The organism is Streptomyces sp. H27-D2, assembly GCF_035828615.1.
Classification (GTDB): Bacteria; Actinomycetota; Actinomycetes; order Streptomycetales; family Streptomycetaceae; genus Streptomyces.
Window position 1 is genome coordinate 1 of the sequence record NZ_JAYMZR010000137.1, and the last position, 13,953, is coordinate 13,953.

Here is a 13,953-nt window from a genome sequence, read left to right on the forward strand (position 1 = left end):
CGGCGGCGCGGGCGACGAGCCGGTCCGGGTGCGCGGCCCCGTACCGCATGGAGAACCCGGAGACGGCATGCAGATGCGTGAACCCTGACATCCGCACCTCCTACCGCTCGCACACCCCCTGACCGACGCTTCTCGTCATCCCCGCCTCCACCATAACCCCATTTCGAACGTGCGTACGAATATCGCGAGGCGGTTAGCCCGACTGTCCGCCCCGTCCACCGTTCGGCCCACCACCGACTGCGCCCGCCCCCCTTCCCCGCACACCGTGGGGGACGAATACCAGGTGGTGTGGCGAGGAGCGACGAATGGCCCCGACGGATTACGGCACCCCCGCCTCCCTCCGGCAAGAGATCCGCAACGATGTCGAGAACCCGTGGCTGGCTCCGTCCCCGCAGTGAACGCGACCAAATGGGTCGCACCAGCACCGAGGAGAAACACGATGGCTTAGCCTCGATCCATCGAGGTGGTTCTGGGAGTGATCTCTTGACCGGTTTCGGGTCGGCGGTGGGGCATGGGCAGGTTGTAGTCGCTGGTCTGCCCAGCTTTTCCACGGTTTGGTTCCGGTCGGGCCCTGGCGGGCGAGGTGGGCAGGGGCTGTCAGACGGGTTCGGGTGGGTCGTGGACCGTGTCGAACAGGTGCGTCCATGCCTGCTGTCAGGGCCAGTTGTGCGGTAGGTGCAGGGTGATGCGGCGGGCTGAGCGTGCGATCCGGGCGGGGACGTGGACCAGGTGGGCGCGGAGAGTCGCGGTGGTGGCCTTGGTGTGAAAGACGGAAGTCAGTGCGCCGGTGGCCCGCAGCAGGTTGTAGGCCATCGCCCACAGGGTGAGCCAGGCGGCGTTGGCGTGGAAGTGCCCGGACGGCAGGTGTGCGAAGGCTCCGGCTTTGCTGTCGGCGATGACCTGCTCGGCAACCGCGTGGTGGCGGTGTTCCCGCTCGGCCTGGAGGGTCGGGGCGGGGTTGTCGGTGAAGAAGGGGTGGTAGCGCCAGACGGGGAAGAGTTCGCCCTGCTCACCGACGGTGGCGGGTTTGGCCAGGTCGCGGACGCGGCGCACGATCAGCCGGGCTGTGACCCGCTCGCTCTTCCTGCGGCTCGCGAACGCGGTGTAGTGGGGTATCTCGGCGACTTCGGCGCCGGAGATGAGTTCGCCGGTTTCGGGGTCGGGCACGGCGGTGGGGTAACTGATCTGCTGCCAGGCATCGTCCGGGATGGCGTGGACGGCGCGTTTGATGGAAGGGTTCATGCCGGTGGTGATGGAGAAGTGGGCCCTGTTCCGGCGGCAGGCGGCGATCACGCCGGCGTTGTAGAACTGGGAGTCCGCGCGCAGGACGCGGGTGCCGGTGCAGCCGGCCTCGACGGCGGTGGCCAGGGTCTCGCTGACGAATTTCGGGGCGCCGCGGGAGTCGGCTGCCTTGCCCCGGCGCATCCGTACTGCGGCGATCACCGGCCGTGAATTGGGGGTGCAGATCGTGGCCAGCAGCGGGCGCAGGGCGCGGATGCCCTTGAACCGGCCGTACTCGGCACCCTGCTTGGCCCGGCCGTAGACCCGTTTATGGGTGGAGTCGACATCGATGAACGCCATCTGACCGGCCCCCGGCAGCAACGGGGTATGCGCGGCCAGCTCGGCCAAAAACTTCCGGTGCACGGCGTGGAGTTGCAGAGCATGGCCGTGGGTGAACGAGCGCAGGAACGTGCCCAGGGTGGACGGGGCGCGAATCTGGTCGAACACGGCAGGCATCGCACCGTGCCGCAGGACTGCCAGGTCATCGATACTGTCCGCACCCGCGACCATGCCCCCCACGATGCTGGTGACCTTTGCATGAGCCGACGCGCCCGCGCTGTTCTTCGCGCCGGTCAGCTTCACCTTCTCGGCGACCAAGCGCGGCAGACCGCACCGCTCGGCCAGTCGCATGACCGGAATGAGCCCGGCGTGCGCGATCAGATTCGGGTCATCGAACGCAGCGGAGACCGCTGCCGGAGTATGGGAAACTTGCATCTCGGAAGTGCCTTGCCGATCGTGCGTACTGGAAGCCTCAAGAACTCCCATCATCGCAGGTCACAAGGCACTTCCTCTTTTTCCCAAAAGTTACCCACAGGCACCGACTCGGTGGATCAAGGCTAAGTGCGGACATGCAAGGGCGGGGTGCTCACTCCCTGCCGGTGAGTGAGCACCCCGCCCTTGTGTGTTCCGGTGCTCAGCGCGTGGTGCTGCTGTTGAAGAGCGAGCGCGACCAGACGTAGCCGACCAGGGCGATACCGGCGCACCAGGCCAGCGAGATCCAGCCGTCGTTGCCGATCGCGGTGCCGGTCAGCAGGCCGCGCAGTGTCTCGGTCATCGGCGTGAACGGCTGGTACTCGGCGAACCAGCGCAGTCCGGGGGACATCGACTCGGCCGGCACGAACGCCGAGCCCAGGAACGGCAGGAACTGGACGAGCAACGGCTTGTTGCTCGCGGACTCGACCGTCTTGGAGATCAGGCCGAGCGCCGCGGACAGCCAGGTCACCGCGAACGCGATGGCCGCGAGCAGCCCGGCCGCCGCCAGCCACTCCACCGGGCTCGCGTCCGGCCGGAAGCCGACCGCGAGCGCCACGCCGACGACCAGGACGACGCTGAGCATCGTCTGGATGACGCTGCCGATGACATGCCCCGTCATGAACGACGAGCGCGTGATGTTCATGGTGCGGAACCGGTTGATGATGCCCTCGGTCATGTCGGTGCAGACCGCGATCGAGGTCGACATCGAGCCGGCGGCCACCCCCATGATGATGATGCCGGGCGTCAGATAGTTCAGATACGCGTCCCGGCCGCCGCCCATGCCGGCGCCGATCGAGTCGCCGAAGGCGTACACGAACAGCAGCAGCATCAGGATGGGCGTGGCGGCCGTACCGAACCCGACCGCCGGATAGCGGATCGCGTGCTTCAGATTCCGCCGCAGCATCGTCATCGAGTCGTGCGCGGCGTAGGTGAGGGTGCTCATCGCAGGGTCTCCTTCACGTGGAGCGCGGTGTCGGTGCTGCCGTCGCCGGTCAGGGCGAGGAACACGTCGTCCAGGTCGGGGGTGTGCACGGAGAAGTCGGCGGCGCGCACGCCGGTGGCGTCGAGCCGGTCGAGCAGGGCGCGCAGCGCGTCGAGCCCGCCGTCGCCCGCGATGCGCAGGGCGAGCTCCTCGTCGTCGCGGGCCGCGCCGGGGAAGGCGGTGGCCGCGCGCTCGTACTCGTCGGGGTCGGTGAACCGCAGCCGTACGTGGCTGCCGGGGATCTGCGCCTTGAGCTCGTCGGCGGTGCCCTCGGCGACGATCCGGCCGCCGTCGAGCACCGCGATCCGGTCCGCCAACTGGTCGGCCTCCTCAAGGTATTGCGTGGTGAGGAAGACGGTGACGCCGCCGGCGACCAGCGAACGCACGGTCTCCCACATGGTGCGGCGGCTGCGCGGGTCGAGGCCGGCCGTCGGCTCGTCGAGGAAGATCACCTGCGGGTCGCCGACCAGCGTCATGGCGAGGTCGAGCCGGCGCCGCATACCGCCGGAGAAGAACGCGGCGCGCTTGTGCGCGACGTCCGCGATGTCGAACCGCTCCAGCAACTCCTTGGCCCGCTTGCGGCCTTCGCGCTTGCCGAGGCGCAGCAGGTCGGCCATGAGGAGCAGGTTCTCCTCGGCGGTGAGCAGATCGTCGAGCGCGGCGAACTGCCCGGTGACGCCGATCGCGGCGCGTACGCCGTCCGGCGACGTGGCGACGTCGTGGCCCGCGACCTGGGCCTGGCCGCCGTCGGCGGCGATGAGCGTGGACAGGATCTGCACGGTGGTGGTCTTGCCGGCGCCGTTCGGCCCGAGCAGCGCGAACACGGTGCCGGACGGGATGCGCAGGTCGATGCCGTCGAGGACGGTCTTGTCGCCGTACGACTTGCGCAGATCGGCGGTGGAGACGGCGGCGGGCGGCTGCCGGCCGTCGCCCTGCCCGGGCGTGATCATGGGCATGACAGATGAAGGCATGGAGCCCTCCCATTCGAAGGCGTGATGAGTGGTGAAGTTGCCTTGTTCGTAAGGAGATTGGGCGGGTCAGGCGCGGGCGCGGCGGATGTCGATGGTGCCGTAGCGGGTACGGGCCCTGACCTCGACGGTGTCCTCGGACTTGTCCGGGCTCTCGGAGGCGTCCAGCGCGTTGTGCACCTGGCCGAAGCCCGAGCTGGCGTCGATCCAGGCGGCCGTGCCCTCGCGGATGCCGATCTCGATGGCGCCGTAGGAGGTCTCCAACTGGACGGTGCCGCAGGCGACTTCGCCGAGGCGCAGGGTGCCGTGGGCGGTGGTGGCAGCGACCGAGCCCTCGGCGTGCTCGATGAGGATGTCGCCGTTGGCGCCGCTCACGCGCAGATCGCCCAGGGCGTCGCCGACGGTCGTGGTGCCGTGCGAGTTCTTCAGGACGGCCGGACCGTCGACGGTGCCGACGCGCAGGCTGCCGGAGCTGGTGGTGATCTCGGCGGGCCCCTCGACGCGGTCCACGGTGATGCTGCCGTGGGACGCGGTCAGGTGCAGCGGCCCGGTGGTGTCGAGGCGGACGTCGCCCGACGAGGTCTTCACACGGACCTCGCCGAGCCGGCCCTCGCCGTGCAGCTGGGCCCAGGCGCCGGTCATCTCCACCTGCGAGCCCGTGGGCAGTTCGACCGTCACGTCGACGGTGCCGGTGCGCCCGATGAGATACCGCTGCTTGGGCGTCCTGATGGTCAACAGGCCGCTCGCGTACCGCACTTCGGTCTGCTCGGCTGCCCGTACATCCTGGTCCTTCTTCGGGTCGCGGGGCTGCACCTCGACGAGGGTGTCGAGCCGGTCAGCGGCGATGAACCGGATGGATCCAGCGTCCACGTGGGCGGTGGCCGAGATCGGTTCGGGAGTGTCGAAAGGAGCGTCGAAAGAAGGCATGGCTGTCCCGTCCTCTTGGGTCTTCGCGACGTCCCTGCTGGTGGGACGTGGTGTGGGTGAAGTGGGGTGGGCGGGCGCGGCTAGCGCACCCAGCCCGTGAAGCTCTGTCCGACGGTTCGGGTGGTGCGGGTCTTCTCCGTCGTACGTGACTGGGTGCCGCCGTCGACCGCGGCCGACACGGCCCGCACCAGCCACGCGTTGACCGACAGGCCCTCGCGGCTCGCGGCCTCCTCGGCGCGCGCCTTGAGGTGGGCGGGCAGGCGCAGATTGACGCGGGCGGTGCCGCCGTCGTCGCCGTCGGCGGGCGCCGGGGCCGGCGCCTTGAGCGGCTCGGCGGGCCCGCTCCTGTCCTCGTACGCCTCGTCGCCCGCCGGCCGCGTCACCACGAAGTCGGGGTCAATCCCACGCAGCCGCACGTCGACCGAGCCCGGGGCGAGTTCACGGGTGACCTCGCCCATCGCGGCGGAGAGCACATTGAGCATCGTCAGGCGGGTCGCCGACTCCAGGGGAGCGGTGAGCCGCTCGGCCAGCTCGCGGGCTTCTTCGCCGCCGGCTCCGGCGGCCACCGCGAGTTCGCGGCGGAGGTTGTCGACATACGGCGTGAGGTCCATGGCGTCATAGTGGCACCATTGTGGTGCCATGCGCAAGCCTATAAGGGGAGCAGTTGTGATCTGGAGCCAATCTGACGGCTCTGACCTGCGGAAACGTGCCGACATCGAGTTGCGTCAATGCGGTGCCACGTGGAGCCCCGGCCTCTCTGGCGCGGCTAGTGGCACCACGTGATGCCACTAGGCCGCGGATGTCATGGACCGCTACCGCCTGCCGCTCACCCGCTGGTGGCCGGACCCCTCCCGGCTGATGCACACCACGACCGCGCTGGACGCCATCCGCGCCAGCGGCCAGCTGTACGGAAGCTCCGGCTGCCTGCTCGCCGCGCTCTACTGCGCGCCGCTCACCCGGAGCGAGCCGGCCTGCGTCCGCACAGCCTGGGCGTGTACCTGCTGAAGACCGAACCGCACAGCCGGACCCTGGTCTTCGAGATCGCCCCGGACGCCCCCGTACCGGCCAAGGGCGTCGACTGCCTTCGGCTGGGACGAGGACGCCCGGCTCCGCCGGGCCGCCCTGGGCAGGATCCGGGCCACCGCCCCGTTCATGGACGTGGTCCTGGCCAACGCCACTGGGAAGCGGACACCGTGCGCCGCGTTCACCGACCAGCTCTCCGCCGCAGTCCAGGACTTCCCTTTCCTGGGCTACCTCTACTTCGAAGTGCTGTCCGAGTACCTGATGCTCCACTCCGCCACGGCGGAGACAAAGACGTACGCGCAGGCAGGCGAGCTGAACAACCGCCTGTACAAGCGTCTGGCGCACACCGCGGTGAAGGGCATGGAGCAATGATTCGACCTGTCCCGTTTCCACCCCGGACACGACCGCCCGGTGGAACTGGTCGGAGGGATCGAACCGGGGCCGGCGCCCCGGGTGGCCGAGTACACCAGAGGCCGCCTGTCGCGCCTGTTCGCCGCCGTGTCGCTCGACCCGTCCCAGGACGCGGAAGCCTTCACCTTCCACGGCGCGGACTCCAGGACGCTGGAGCGGACCGACTGGAACACCACCATCGTGCGGGAGGTCGTCACCGAGGAGGTCCTCGCGCTCAAGGCGCAGCCGGGCGGCGACCTGGCGCTCGGCGGGGCGGACCTCGCGGCGTCGTTCATGCACCGCGACCTGGTCGACGAGTACCGGCTCTACGTCCATCCGGTCGTCCTCGGCCAGGGCAAACCCCTGTTCCCCTCACCGGCCGCGACGGTCAGCCTCCGGCACGCCGAGACCCGTACCTTCGGCAACGGAGTCGTCCTGCTCCGCTACCACCGCCGGTGAACCGCCCCGCTGACCCGGCGGCACCGAACCTGCCGAGGTCGATCCCGCCGGTGATGATGACGAAGGTCATTCCCAGCGCGACCACGGCGAGGAACGCCGAGGACACCGCCATGTTCTCCAGGTTGTCGCCGGTCAGGAAGGTGTCGAAGCTCAGCGACGCCGCGATCACGGCGACGATCAGCGTGACGAGCGCCCCGTGCTGCTGGGCGAGGCCACTGAGCCGCTCCGCCCTGGTCGGGCCGGGCTGCTCCTCCTCGACCGGCACCGGACCGGTCTCCTGGGCACGTACCGCGCTCACCGCTTCCCCCGTTCCCGCGCCGCGTACACCGCGAGCACGATCACCACGGCCTGGGCGATCTGCGTCCAGGACGGCGGCAGATCGTGCTTGATGAGCGTGGCGGTCAACAGTTGAATGAGGACCGCGCCCGCCACGGTGCCGCCGATCCGGACCCGGCCGCCGCTGAGCGACGTACCGCCGACCACCACCGCGGTGATCGCCGAGAGTTCCATCAGTGAGCCGAGCGAAGTCGGGTCGCTGGCCTGCAGTCGGGCCGACGCCAGGACGCCGGCGATCGCGGCGAGGACGCCCGAGCACACGTACACCAGGATCAGCACCCGCCGCACCGGAAGTCCCGCCAGCTGGGCGGCCGGACGGCTGTCGCCGATGGCCAGGAGCTGCCTGCCGAAGGTCGTACGTCGCACGGTGAAGGCGACGGCGAGCGCGAGCCCGGCCTCGATCAGCACCAGGTACGGGACACCGAAGAGGGCTCCGGAGCCGGGCGAGACCATGCCCGGGCCGCGGATGTCCTTGAGCTGAGGGAGGAGCACCAGGGCCAGGCCCCGCCCGGCGACCATCAGCGCGAGCGTGGCCACGATGGGCTGCACTCCGACGAAGGCGACCAGCGAGCCGTTGGCCGCCCCCACCAGGACGCCGCCCAGGACGGCGACGATCAGGGCGATCCACACGCCGTAGCCGAGATACAGCGACACGAGCGAGGTGGACAGCGCCATGACCGAGCCCACGGACAGGTCGACGCCCTCGCTGCCGATGGCGAGCGCCATGCCGAGGGCCACGATCAGGACCGGGGCGGCCTGCACGGCCTGGGTGCGGAAGTTCTCCGCGGACACGAAGTGCGGGGTGAGGACGATGTTGGCCAGGACCAGCACGGCCACGCCCAGATAGACGCCGTAGTCGCGGAGCAGCCGCAACTGCTGCGGCGCGGTGGACGGCGGCAAGGCCAAGTACACCGACGCGTACCTGGTCCAGCTCGGCGTCGTACGCAAGCTCGCCTGCCAGGGGAGCAACGGTGCTGTCTACACCCAGATCAGTGACGTCGAGGGTGAGTTGAACGGTCTGCTCACCTACGACCGCAAGGAGATCAAGCCCGATGTGAAGCGGCTCAAGGCGGCGCACGAAACGCTGATCCGCGACGCGTCGGACCCGGCCTCGATGGAGTGCCCGACCTCCTGACCGGCCACGGGACGCGTCCGCGCGCACCCACACTCCGGTCCGCCCCTCCCCGGGCGGACCGGAGCGGCCACGTCCGGACCCTTGACGGGGACGGCATGCGAACCAAGAATGATCGCGCTCTGGCAACGTCGTTCAAAGCGGGTGTGCCCGGGACATCGCTGTCCCCCACCCTCGGGACACGGCGTGCCCAAGCCCAGCGCGCCACCGCCGCAGCGAAGCCGGCCCAGGTCACCAGCCGGCGCAGCAGTGGGCAGCGGATGAGCCGGCACCAGATCCGCGCCTCGTCGATGCCCTCGGCGGCCTGCTGTCCCTGCTCCGGCAGGCCGATCCCGCCGACAAGGCCGAGGCCTACCGGCAGCTCGGACCGCACCTGGCCTACGACCATGAGACGCAAATGGTGCTGGCCGAAACTCGGCCAGCACCATTTGCGTGCGCATGGATTGTGTCCGGAGGGGGACTTGAACCCCCACGCCCGATAAAGGGCACTAGCACCTCAAGCTAGCGCGTCTGCCATTCCGCCACCCGGACAAGGTGGTCGGCCGCAGTTTCCCGCGGCGACAAGAAGAACGATACCAGGGGTTTGCGGCCCCTCTCACCTGCATTTGCCGAGGGTGGGCGGGGTTGACGGGGGCCTCCCCGCCTGCATTGGCGCGTGCGGCGGGCAGTGCGTACGGGCTGTCCCGGTTCGCGTGCTCGTGGTGGGGGCCGGAGCCGATACTCTCCTCGCATTAGCCCCCATATGTCACAAAAGGTGCGATGCGGATGACGCAAGGCTCTGGTGCCCTGACAAACCACGCGGCCCCTCCTCTCCCTTCTGCTCCTCCTGTCTCTCCTGCTCCTCCTGTCCCTCCCACTCCCCCGGCCCTCCGAGGGAACCGGTCCGCCCAGGTCCGCGTCCCCGGGCGGCGCGGCCTGGTCGTTGCGGAGTCGGACGCCGCCCGTCACCTCTCGCTGGAGATCTGGTGCCCCGTACCGGCCGTCTCGTAAGCCGGGGCCGTACGGTGCGTCGCCCCCGCGCGCTGTCGCCGCTGCGTGAGCACCTGCGCGATACCTTCTGGTTCACGCCGGTGCTGGGGTTGCTGGGCGCGGCGCTGCTCGCGTGGGGCTGCGCCGAGCTGGACACGCTCGCAGTCGACGCCCTGCGGGCGAGCGGCGACTACGAGAGCATCTCCGACCTGCTGTCCTTCGCCGAGGACGCGAAAGCCATCGTGACCACGATCGGCTCCGCGATGCTCACCTTCATCGGCGTCGTCTTCAGCATCTCGCTGGTCGCGCTCCAGATGGCGGCCGGGCAGTTCTCGCCGCGCGTGGTGCGGCTCTACGTCCGCAGCCGGATCACCAAGGCCACCTTCACCACCTTCCTCGCGACCTTCCTCTTCGCGCTCCTCGTACAGGTCGCCTACGACGACGAGACCGATCCGCGCAAGGTGACGACGGTCCTGCTGTTCTCCGGCGTCGCCGCGCTCACGCTGCTCGGCGTGAGCCTGCTGCTGTTCGTCGCGTACGTGAACTCGACGCTGCGGCTGATGCGGGTCAGCTATGTGGTGGACCGGGTCGCCCGGGAGTCGCTGCGCGTGCTGGGCATCCTGAGCGTGGCGGGGCGGGGCCGAAGCGGTGTACGTGCCGGCGGCGAAGCGGGGCCGGAGGCGGCCGAGGAGGCCGCGCTCGCGCCGGACATCGCCGAGATCGCGCACAGCGGCCGCGCCGGAGTGCTGCGGGACGTGCATGTCGCGCGGCTGATCAGAGTGGCCCGGCGGCACGGGACCGTACTGCGGCTGATCCCGCAGATCGGCGACTTCATCGTGCCGGGCACCCCCGTCCTCGCCGTGCACGGCGGCCGGGCGCCGGCCGCCCGGACGCTGCGGTTCACCGTCAGCGTCGGCGTCGAGCGCACCTTCCATCAGGACGTCGGCTTCGGGCTGCGGCAACTCGCGGACATCGCGCTGCGGGCCCTCTCCCCCGCCGTCAACGACCCGACCACCGCCGTCCAGTGCCTGGACCGCATCCACCAGATCCTGACCGCCGCCGCGCACTGCCCGCTGGGGACGCTGCTGCACCGGGATCACCAGGGCGCGGTACGGCTCATCCAGCGGCTGCCCGGCTGGACCGAGCTGGTGGACCTCGGGTTCACCGAGATCCGGGGCATCGCGCCCGGCAGCCCGCAGGTCACCCGGCGGCTGGCGGCGGCTCTGGACGACCTGCTCGACGCCGTCCCGGAGCAGCGGCGCGCTCCGATGCTGCGGCACCACGCGCTGCTGGTCCAGGCCGTGGAGCGGACGGTGCGCGAAGCCGCCGACCGGGCGTTCGCGCTCAGCGCCGACCGGCAGGGCATCGGGTGAGGCGGGCAGGGCCGCCGGTTGGCGCAGCGAGGCGGGGCAGGCGTCAGACCGTTCGTTTCGCGATCGCTTTGTGGTGCTGGACGACCTCTCCGATGATGAAGTTCAGGAACTTCTCCGCGAAGGCCGGGTCGAGCTTGGCGTCCGCCGCGAGCCGGCGCAGCCGCTCGATCTGGGTGGCCTCGCGAGCCGGGTCGGCCGGGGGCAGATCGTGGGCCGCCTTCAGCTCGCCGACCTGCTGGGTGCACTTGAACCGCTCCGCGAGCAGGTGCACCAGCGCGGCATCGAGATTGTCGATGCTGCCGCGCAGGTAGAGCAGGCGCTCGCGCGCCTCTTCGTCGGCGACCGAGGTCGCGTCGGTGGTCCCCTCGCTCATGTGCTTCTCGCCATCTGCTCGGGCCGGATCCGGTCCGAGCACCCTACCGGGCGAAGATCCGTACGCCCCATGGTTCTCCAACCTGTGGACGGCTTCTCCGCAAGGTCGGAGGGGGTGGGCCAGGGCGGAGCGGAGTCGGGTCCCCGAACGCGAGGGGGGGTGTACGCGCCCAGGGGCCCGACGAACGTGGGGCCGGGCCGGGTACTGTTCGGGCCCGGCCGGGCCGGCCGCGGACTCAGCGATGCGTACGCAGCGACTTCAGGTGGCGGGCCGAGCGGCGGGCGGTGCTGAGCGATCCGGCCGGGTTGGTCACCGGGTCGCCCGCCCCGTCGTGCTCGACGATCCAGTGGTGGTCCTTACGTCCGCCACGGGTGTTGCCGACCTTGGTGAGGAAGCGGCGGTAGTCGATGTCGCCGTCCCCGACGTCCACCATCCGGTAGCCGTCCGCCTCGGCCTCGTCGTGCTCGCCGTCCTTGACGTGGAAGAGCGGGTAGCGGTCCGGGCAGTCCAGGACGTAGTCGATCGGTTCGAAGGGCGCGGGCGTTCCGTCGACGCGCTTGCTGAAGCGGTACTGGGCGACGAAGGCCCAGTAGATGTCCATCTCCAGGTAGACCAGATCGGGATCGGTCTCCGCGAGCAGCACATCGTAGAGCCGTACGTCGGGGCGGTCGGTGGCGAAGGAGAACTCCTCCGCGTGGTTGTGCTGGTAGAACTTCATGCCGCGTGCTTTCGCGGCGGCCCCGTACGTGTTGAAGTCCTCGGCGCAGCGCTTCCAGCCGTCGACGGTGCTGCCGTAGCGCCAAGGCCCTGAGGCGGTGCCGATGTGCGGGAGGCCGAGTGCCTGGGCGTCGTCCAGGACCTTGGTGAGGTTCTGCGCGAAGGTGTACGCGTTCGGGTCGTCCGAGTAGTAGCCGACGTGGCTGCCGACGCCTCGCAGTCCGTGGTCCCGGGTCAGCCGCTTGAGTTGGCGCAGCGTGATGGGGCCCGCCGCGCCCTGGGTGTAGCCGGCGAACTCGACCTCGTCGTAGCCGTAGCGCTCCAACTCCTTGAAGACGCGGGCGAATCCGATCTTCGCGACCTGGTCACGGAGGGTGTAGAGCTGGATGCCGAGCCGGTTGGGCGGCAGCACGGGGCGGCCGTGTCCGCCGTGTCCGCCGTGGTCGCCGGAGCGCGACGCTTCGGCCGCGCCGGCGGGGGCGGCCGCGGCGGAGCCGACCAGCGCTGCGGCCGTGGTGCCCGCCGCGACGCCGAGGAATCTGCGGCGGGCGAGGGTGCGTGCGAGTTCCGGATTGTCACGGTCTGAGGTGCGGGTCACGGTGGGGCTCCTGTCGTGAGTGCGGTGGCGTGGATGCGGTGTGGTCAATGCGGTGTCGTCGATGCGGGGGTTGCGACGCGGTTGGGGCCGGTTGGGGCGGGTCGGGCCGGGGCCGGATCAAGCCCCTGGGGCAGAGCTCGCTACGGGGCTCGTCACGGGATCACCGGGGATTGAGTGCTGCGGGCTGCGGGCTGCGGGCTGCGGGCTGCGTGATCACTGTCTGCGTGATCGGGTGCCGCGTCGTGCTAGCTGGGGGTGGCCGTCATTGGAGTCCCGCGAGGCGCAGGAGCAGTGCCTTCACCTCGGTCGCGGCGACCGGGCCGTCGAGCGCGTCCGGCTGGGAGCAGATGAGGACCGGGCCCTCGTCCGGGTGGGCGGGGAGCCGGCCGTGGCTGCCGCGGATCGGTGACGGGTCGAGCGGTACGACCGCCATCCGGTAGCGCATCCCGAGCTTCTTGCGGGCGACGGCGGTGGCCGCCTTCACCCGTACGTACGGGTCCTTGGGGTCCATGAACAGCTCGACCGGGTCGTAGCCGGGCTTGCGGTGGATCTCGACGAGCTGCGCGAAGTCCGGGGCGCGGGCGTCGTCCAGCCAGTAGTAGTACGTGAACCAGGCTCCCTGCTCGGCGACGGCGACCAGTTCGCCGGAGCGGGGATGGTCGAGGCCGTGCTCCTTCTTGCCCCGGTCGTCCAGGAGTTCGGCGATGCCGGGCAGACCGTCGAGCGCGGCGCGGGTGGCCGCGAGGTCCTCCGGGCGGCGTACGTAGATGTGCGCGATCTGGTGGTCTGCGACGGCGAAGGCGCGGGAGGTGGTCGGGTCGAGGTACTCCATGCCGTCCTGGGTGTGAACTTCCAGCAACCCGGCGTCGCGCAGCGCCCGGTTGATGTGCACGGGGCGGTCCGCGCGGGTGATGCCGTACTCGGAGAGGGCCACCACGGTCCGGCCCCCGGCGCGGGCGTCGTCGAGCAACGGGGCCAGCGCGGTGTCGAGTTCGGCGGCTGCGGCGTACGCGCGAGCGTCGTCGGGCCCGTAGCGCTGGAGGTCGTAGTCGAGGTGCGGGGCGTAGCAGAGGGCCAGGTCCGGCTGCCGGGTGCGCAGGATGTGCCGGGTCGCGTCGATGATCCACTGGGTGGAGACGAGGTCGGCGCCCGGTCCCCAGAAGTGGAAGAGCGGGAAGGTGCCGAGCAGGTCGGTCAGCTCGTCGTGCAGTTCGACGGGCCGGGTGTAGCAGTCGGGCTCCTTGCGGCCGTCGGCGTAGTAGACGGGCCGGGGCGTGACGGTGTAGTCGGTGTCCGCGCCCATCGCGTACCACCAGCAGATGTTGGCCACGGTGTAGCCGGGGTGCGCGCGGCGCGCCGCGTCCCAGAGCTTGTCGCCGGCGACGAGGCCGTTGTGCTGACGCCAGAGCAGGACTTCGCCGAGGTCCCGGAAGTACCAGCCGTTGCCGACGATGCCGTGCTCGGCCGGCGGGGCGCCGGTGAGGAAGGTGGCTTGGGCCGCGCAGGTGACGGCGGGCAGCACGGTGCTGAGCGGGGTGTACGAGCCGGAGTCGGCCAGTGCGCGCAACTGCGGCATGTGGGCGAGGAGTGGGGGGGTGAGGCCGACGACGTCCAGGACCAGCAGTTTGCGGGGGCGCGCGGGGGCGGGGGCGGGGGGCGGGGGGGTGGGGGG

The 13,953-nt window shown here is 70.4% G+C and carries 14 protein-coding genes, 1 tRNA gene and 1 pseudogene; 5 read left to right on the forward strand and 11 right to left on the reverse strand.

The annotated features are described in order from the left end of the window. Nucleotides 1-654: 654 nt before the first annotated feature. The 5 genes from QMK28_RS31525 to QMK28_RS31545 form a co-directional block, all read right to left on the reverse strand. Nucleotides 655-1,995, reverse strand: coding sequence for an IS1380 family transposase (locus QMK28_RS31525; protein WP_326443119.1), 1,341 nt, complete (start codon nucleotides 1,993-1,995; stop codon nucleotides 655-657). Between the two features lie 199 nt (nucleotides 1,996-2,194). After that, the gene (locus QMK28_RS31530; RefSeq protein WP_326443120.1) at nucleotides 2,195-2,977 is read right to left on the reverse strand and encodes an ABC transporter permease; all 783 of its coding nucleotides are present in this window, start codon (nucleotides 2,975-2,977) and stop codon (nucleotides 2,195-2,197) included. Continuing rightward, complete coding sequence (locus tag QMK28_RS31535) at nucleotides 2,974-3,987, reverse strand: ATP-binding cassette domain-containing protein (RefSeq protein WP_326443121.1); 1,014 nt, start codon at nucleotides 3,985-3,987, stop codon at nucleotides 2,974-2,976. The genes QMK28_RS31530 and QMK28_RS31535 overlap by 4 nt, the downstream gene beginning before the upstream one ends. A gap of 66 nt (nucleotides 3,988-4,053) precedes the next feature. After that, complete coding sequence (locus QMK28_RS31540) at nucleotides 4,054-4,911, reverse strand: DUF4097 family beta strand repeat-containing protein (RefSeq protein ID WP_326443122.1); 858 nt, start codon at nucleotides 4,909-4,911, stop codon at nucleotides 4,054-4,056. Between the two features lie 80 nt (nucleotides 4,912-4,991). Next, the gene (locus QMK28_RS31545) at nucleotides 4,992-5,522 is read right to left on the reverse strand and encodes a hypothetical protein (RefSeq protein WP_326443123.1); all 531 of its coding nucleotides are present in this window, start codon (nucleotides 5,520-5,522) and stop codon (nucleotides 4,992-4,994) included. A gap of 193 nt (nucleotides 5,523-5,715) precedes the next feature. On the opposite strand from QMK28_RS31545, the gene QMK28_RS31550 reads away from it, so the two are divergent. The 3 genes from QMK28_RS31550 to QMK28_RS31560 all read left to right on the forward strand — a co-directional run bounded on the left by QMK28_RS31550 (nucleotide 5,716) and on the right by QMK28_RS31560 (nucleotide 6,783). After that, the gene (locus QMK28_RS31550; protein WP_326443124.1) at nucleotides 5,716-5,916 is read left to right on the forward strand and encodes a hypothetical protein; all 201 of its coding nucleotides are present in this window, start codon (nucleotides 5,716-5,718) and stop codon (nucleotides 5,914-5,916) included. Between the two features lie 147 nt (nucleotides 5,917-6,063). Continuing rightward, on the forward strand, nucleotides 6,064-6,306 hold the full coding sequence (locus QMK28_RS31555; protein WP_326443125.1) for a hypothetical protein: 243 nt from the start codon (nucleotides 6,064-6,066) through the stop codon (nucleotides 6,304-6,306). 39 nt (nucleotides 6,307-6,345) lie between these two features. Then, a complete protein-coding gene (locus QMK28_RS31560) occupies nucleotides 6,346-6,783 on the forward strand; it encodes a dihydrofolate reductase family protein (RefSeq protein ID WP_326443126.1) in 438 nt (145 codons plus the stop codon). Here the strand turns inward: QMK28_RS31560 and QMK28_RS34450 are convergent. Then, entirely contained in the window at nucleotides 6,713-7,081 is a 369-nt protein-coding gene (locus QMK28_RS34450; RefSeq protein WP_443050890.1) for a hypothetical protein, read from the reverse strand. The genes QMK28_RS31560 and QMK28_RS34450 overlap by 71 nt on opposite strands. After that, on the reverse strand, nucleotides 7,078-8,031 hold the full coding sequence (locus QMK28_RS31570; protein ID WP_326443127.1) for an ABC transporter permease: 954 nt from the start codon (nucleotides 8,029-8,031) through the stop codon (nucleotides 7,078-7,080). The genes QMK28_RS34450 and QMK28_RS31570 overlap by 4 nt, the downstream gene beginning before the upstream one ends. Here QMK28_RS31570 and QMK28_RS31575 point away from each other — a divergent pair. Further along, a pseudogene (locus tag QMK28_RS31575) lies at nucleotides 8,006-8,254 on the forward strand (hypothetical protein); the annotation flags it as partial. The gene QMK28_RS31570 and the pseudogene QMK28_RS31575 overlap by 26 nt on opposite strands. 443 nt (nucleotides 8,255-8,697) lie before the next feature. Here the strand turns inward: QMK28_RS31575 and QMK28_RS31580 are convergent. After that, nucleotides 8,698-8,782 (reverse strand) — tRNA-Leu (locus tag QMK28_RS31580). 473 nt (nucleotides 8,783-9,255) lie between these two features. Here QMK28_RS31580 and QMK28_RS31585 point away from each other — a divergent pair. Beyond that, nucleotides 9,256-10,593, forward strand: a complete 1,338-nt coding sequence (locus QMK28_RS31585) for a DUF2254 domain-containing protein (protein ID WP_326443128.1) — start codon at nucleotides 9,256-9,258, stop codon at nucleotides 10,591-10,593. A gap of 43 nt (nucleotides 10,594-10,636) precedes the next feature. On the opposite strand, the gene QMK28_RS31590 is transcribed toward QMK28_RS31585, so the two are convergent. From QMK28_RS31590 to QMK28_RS31600, 3 genes are all read right to left on the reverse strand, one after another. After that, entirely contained in the window at nucleotides 10,637-10,966 is a 330-nt protein-coding gene (locus QMK28_RS31590) for a chorismate mutase (protein ID WP_326443129.1), read from the reverse strand. 235 nt (nucleotides 10,967-11,201) lie between these two features. Next, the gene (locus QMK28_RS31595) at nucleotides 11,202-12,281 is read right to left on the reverse strand and encodes a sugar phosphate isomerase/epimerase family protein (RefSeq protein ID WP_326443130.1); all 1,080 of its coding nucleotides are present in this window, start codon (nucleotides 12,279-12,281) and stop codon (nucleotides 11,202-11,204) included. 262 nt (nucleotides 12,282-12,543) lie between these two features. Then, a complete protein-coding gene (locus QMK28_RS31600; RefSeq protein ID WP_326443131.1) occupies nucleotides 12,544-13,905 on the reverse strand; it encodes a nucleotide pyrophosphatase/phosphodiesterase family protein in 1,362 nt (453 codons plus the stop codon). Nucleotides 13,906-13,953 lie beyond the last annotated feature (48 nt).

What these genes read in the sequence shown, in the direction of transcription:
- QMK28_RS31525 (WP_326443119.1), bottom strand. Translation starts at nt 1,995, where the DNA reads ATGCAAGTTTCCCATACTCCGGCAGCGGTCTCCGCTGCGTTCGATGAC.
- QMK28_RS31530 (WP_326443120.1), bottom strand. Translation starts at nt 2,977, where the DNA reads ATGAGCACCCTCACCTACGCCGCGCACGACTCGATGACGATGCTGCGG.
- QMK28_RS31535 (WP_326443121.1), bottom strand. Translation starts at nt 3,987, where the DNA reads ATGCCTTCATCTGTCATGCCCATGATCACGCCCGGGCAGGGCGACGGC.
- QMK28_RS31540 (WP_326443122.1), bottom strand. Translation starts at nt 4,911, where the DNA reads ATGCCTTCTTTCGACGCTCCTTTCGACACTCCCGAACCGATCTCGGCC.
- QMK28_RS31545 (WP_326443123.1), bottom strand. Translation starts at nt 5,522, where the DNA reads ATGGACCTCACGCCGTATGTCGACAACCTCCGCCGCGAACTCGCGGTG.
- QMK28_RS31550 (WP_326443124.1), top strand. Translation starts at nt 5,716, where the DNA reads ATGGACCGCTACCGCCTGCCGCTCACCCGCTGGTGGCCGGACCCCTCC.
- QMK28_RS31555 (WP_326443125.1), top strand. Translation starts at nt 6,064, where the DNA reads ATGGACGTGGTCCTGGCCAACGCCACTGGGAAGCGGACACCGTGCGCC.
- QMK28_RS31590 (WP_326443129.1), bottom strand. Translation starts at nt 10,966, where the DNA reads ATGAGCGAGGGGACCACCGACGCGACCTCGGTCGCCGACGAAGAGGCG.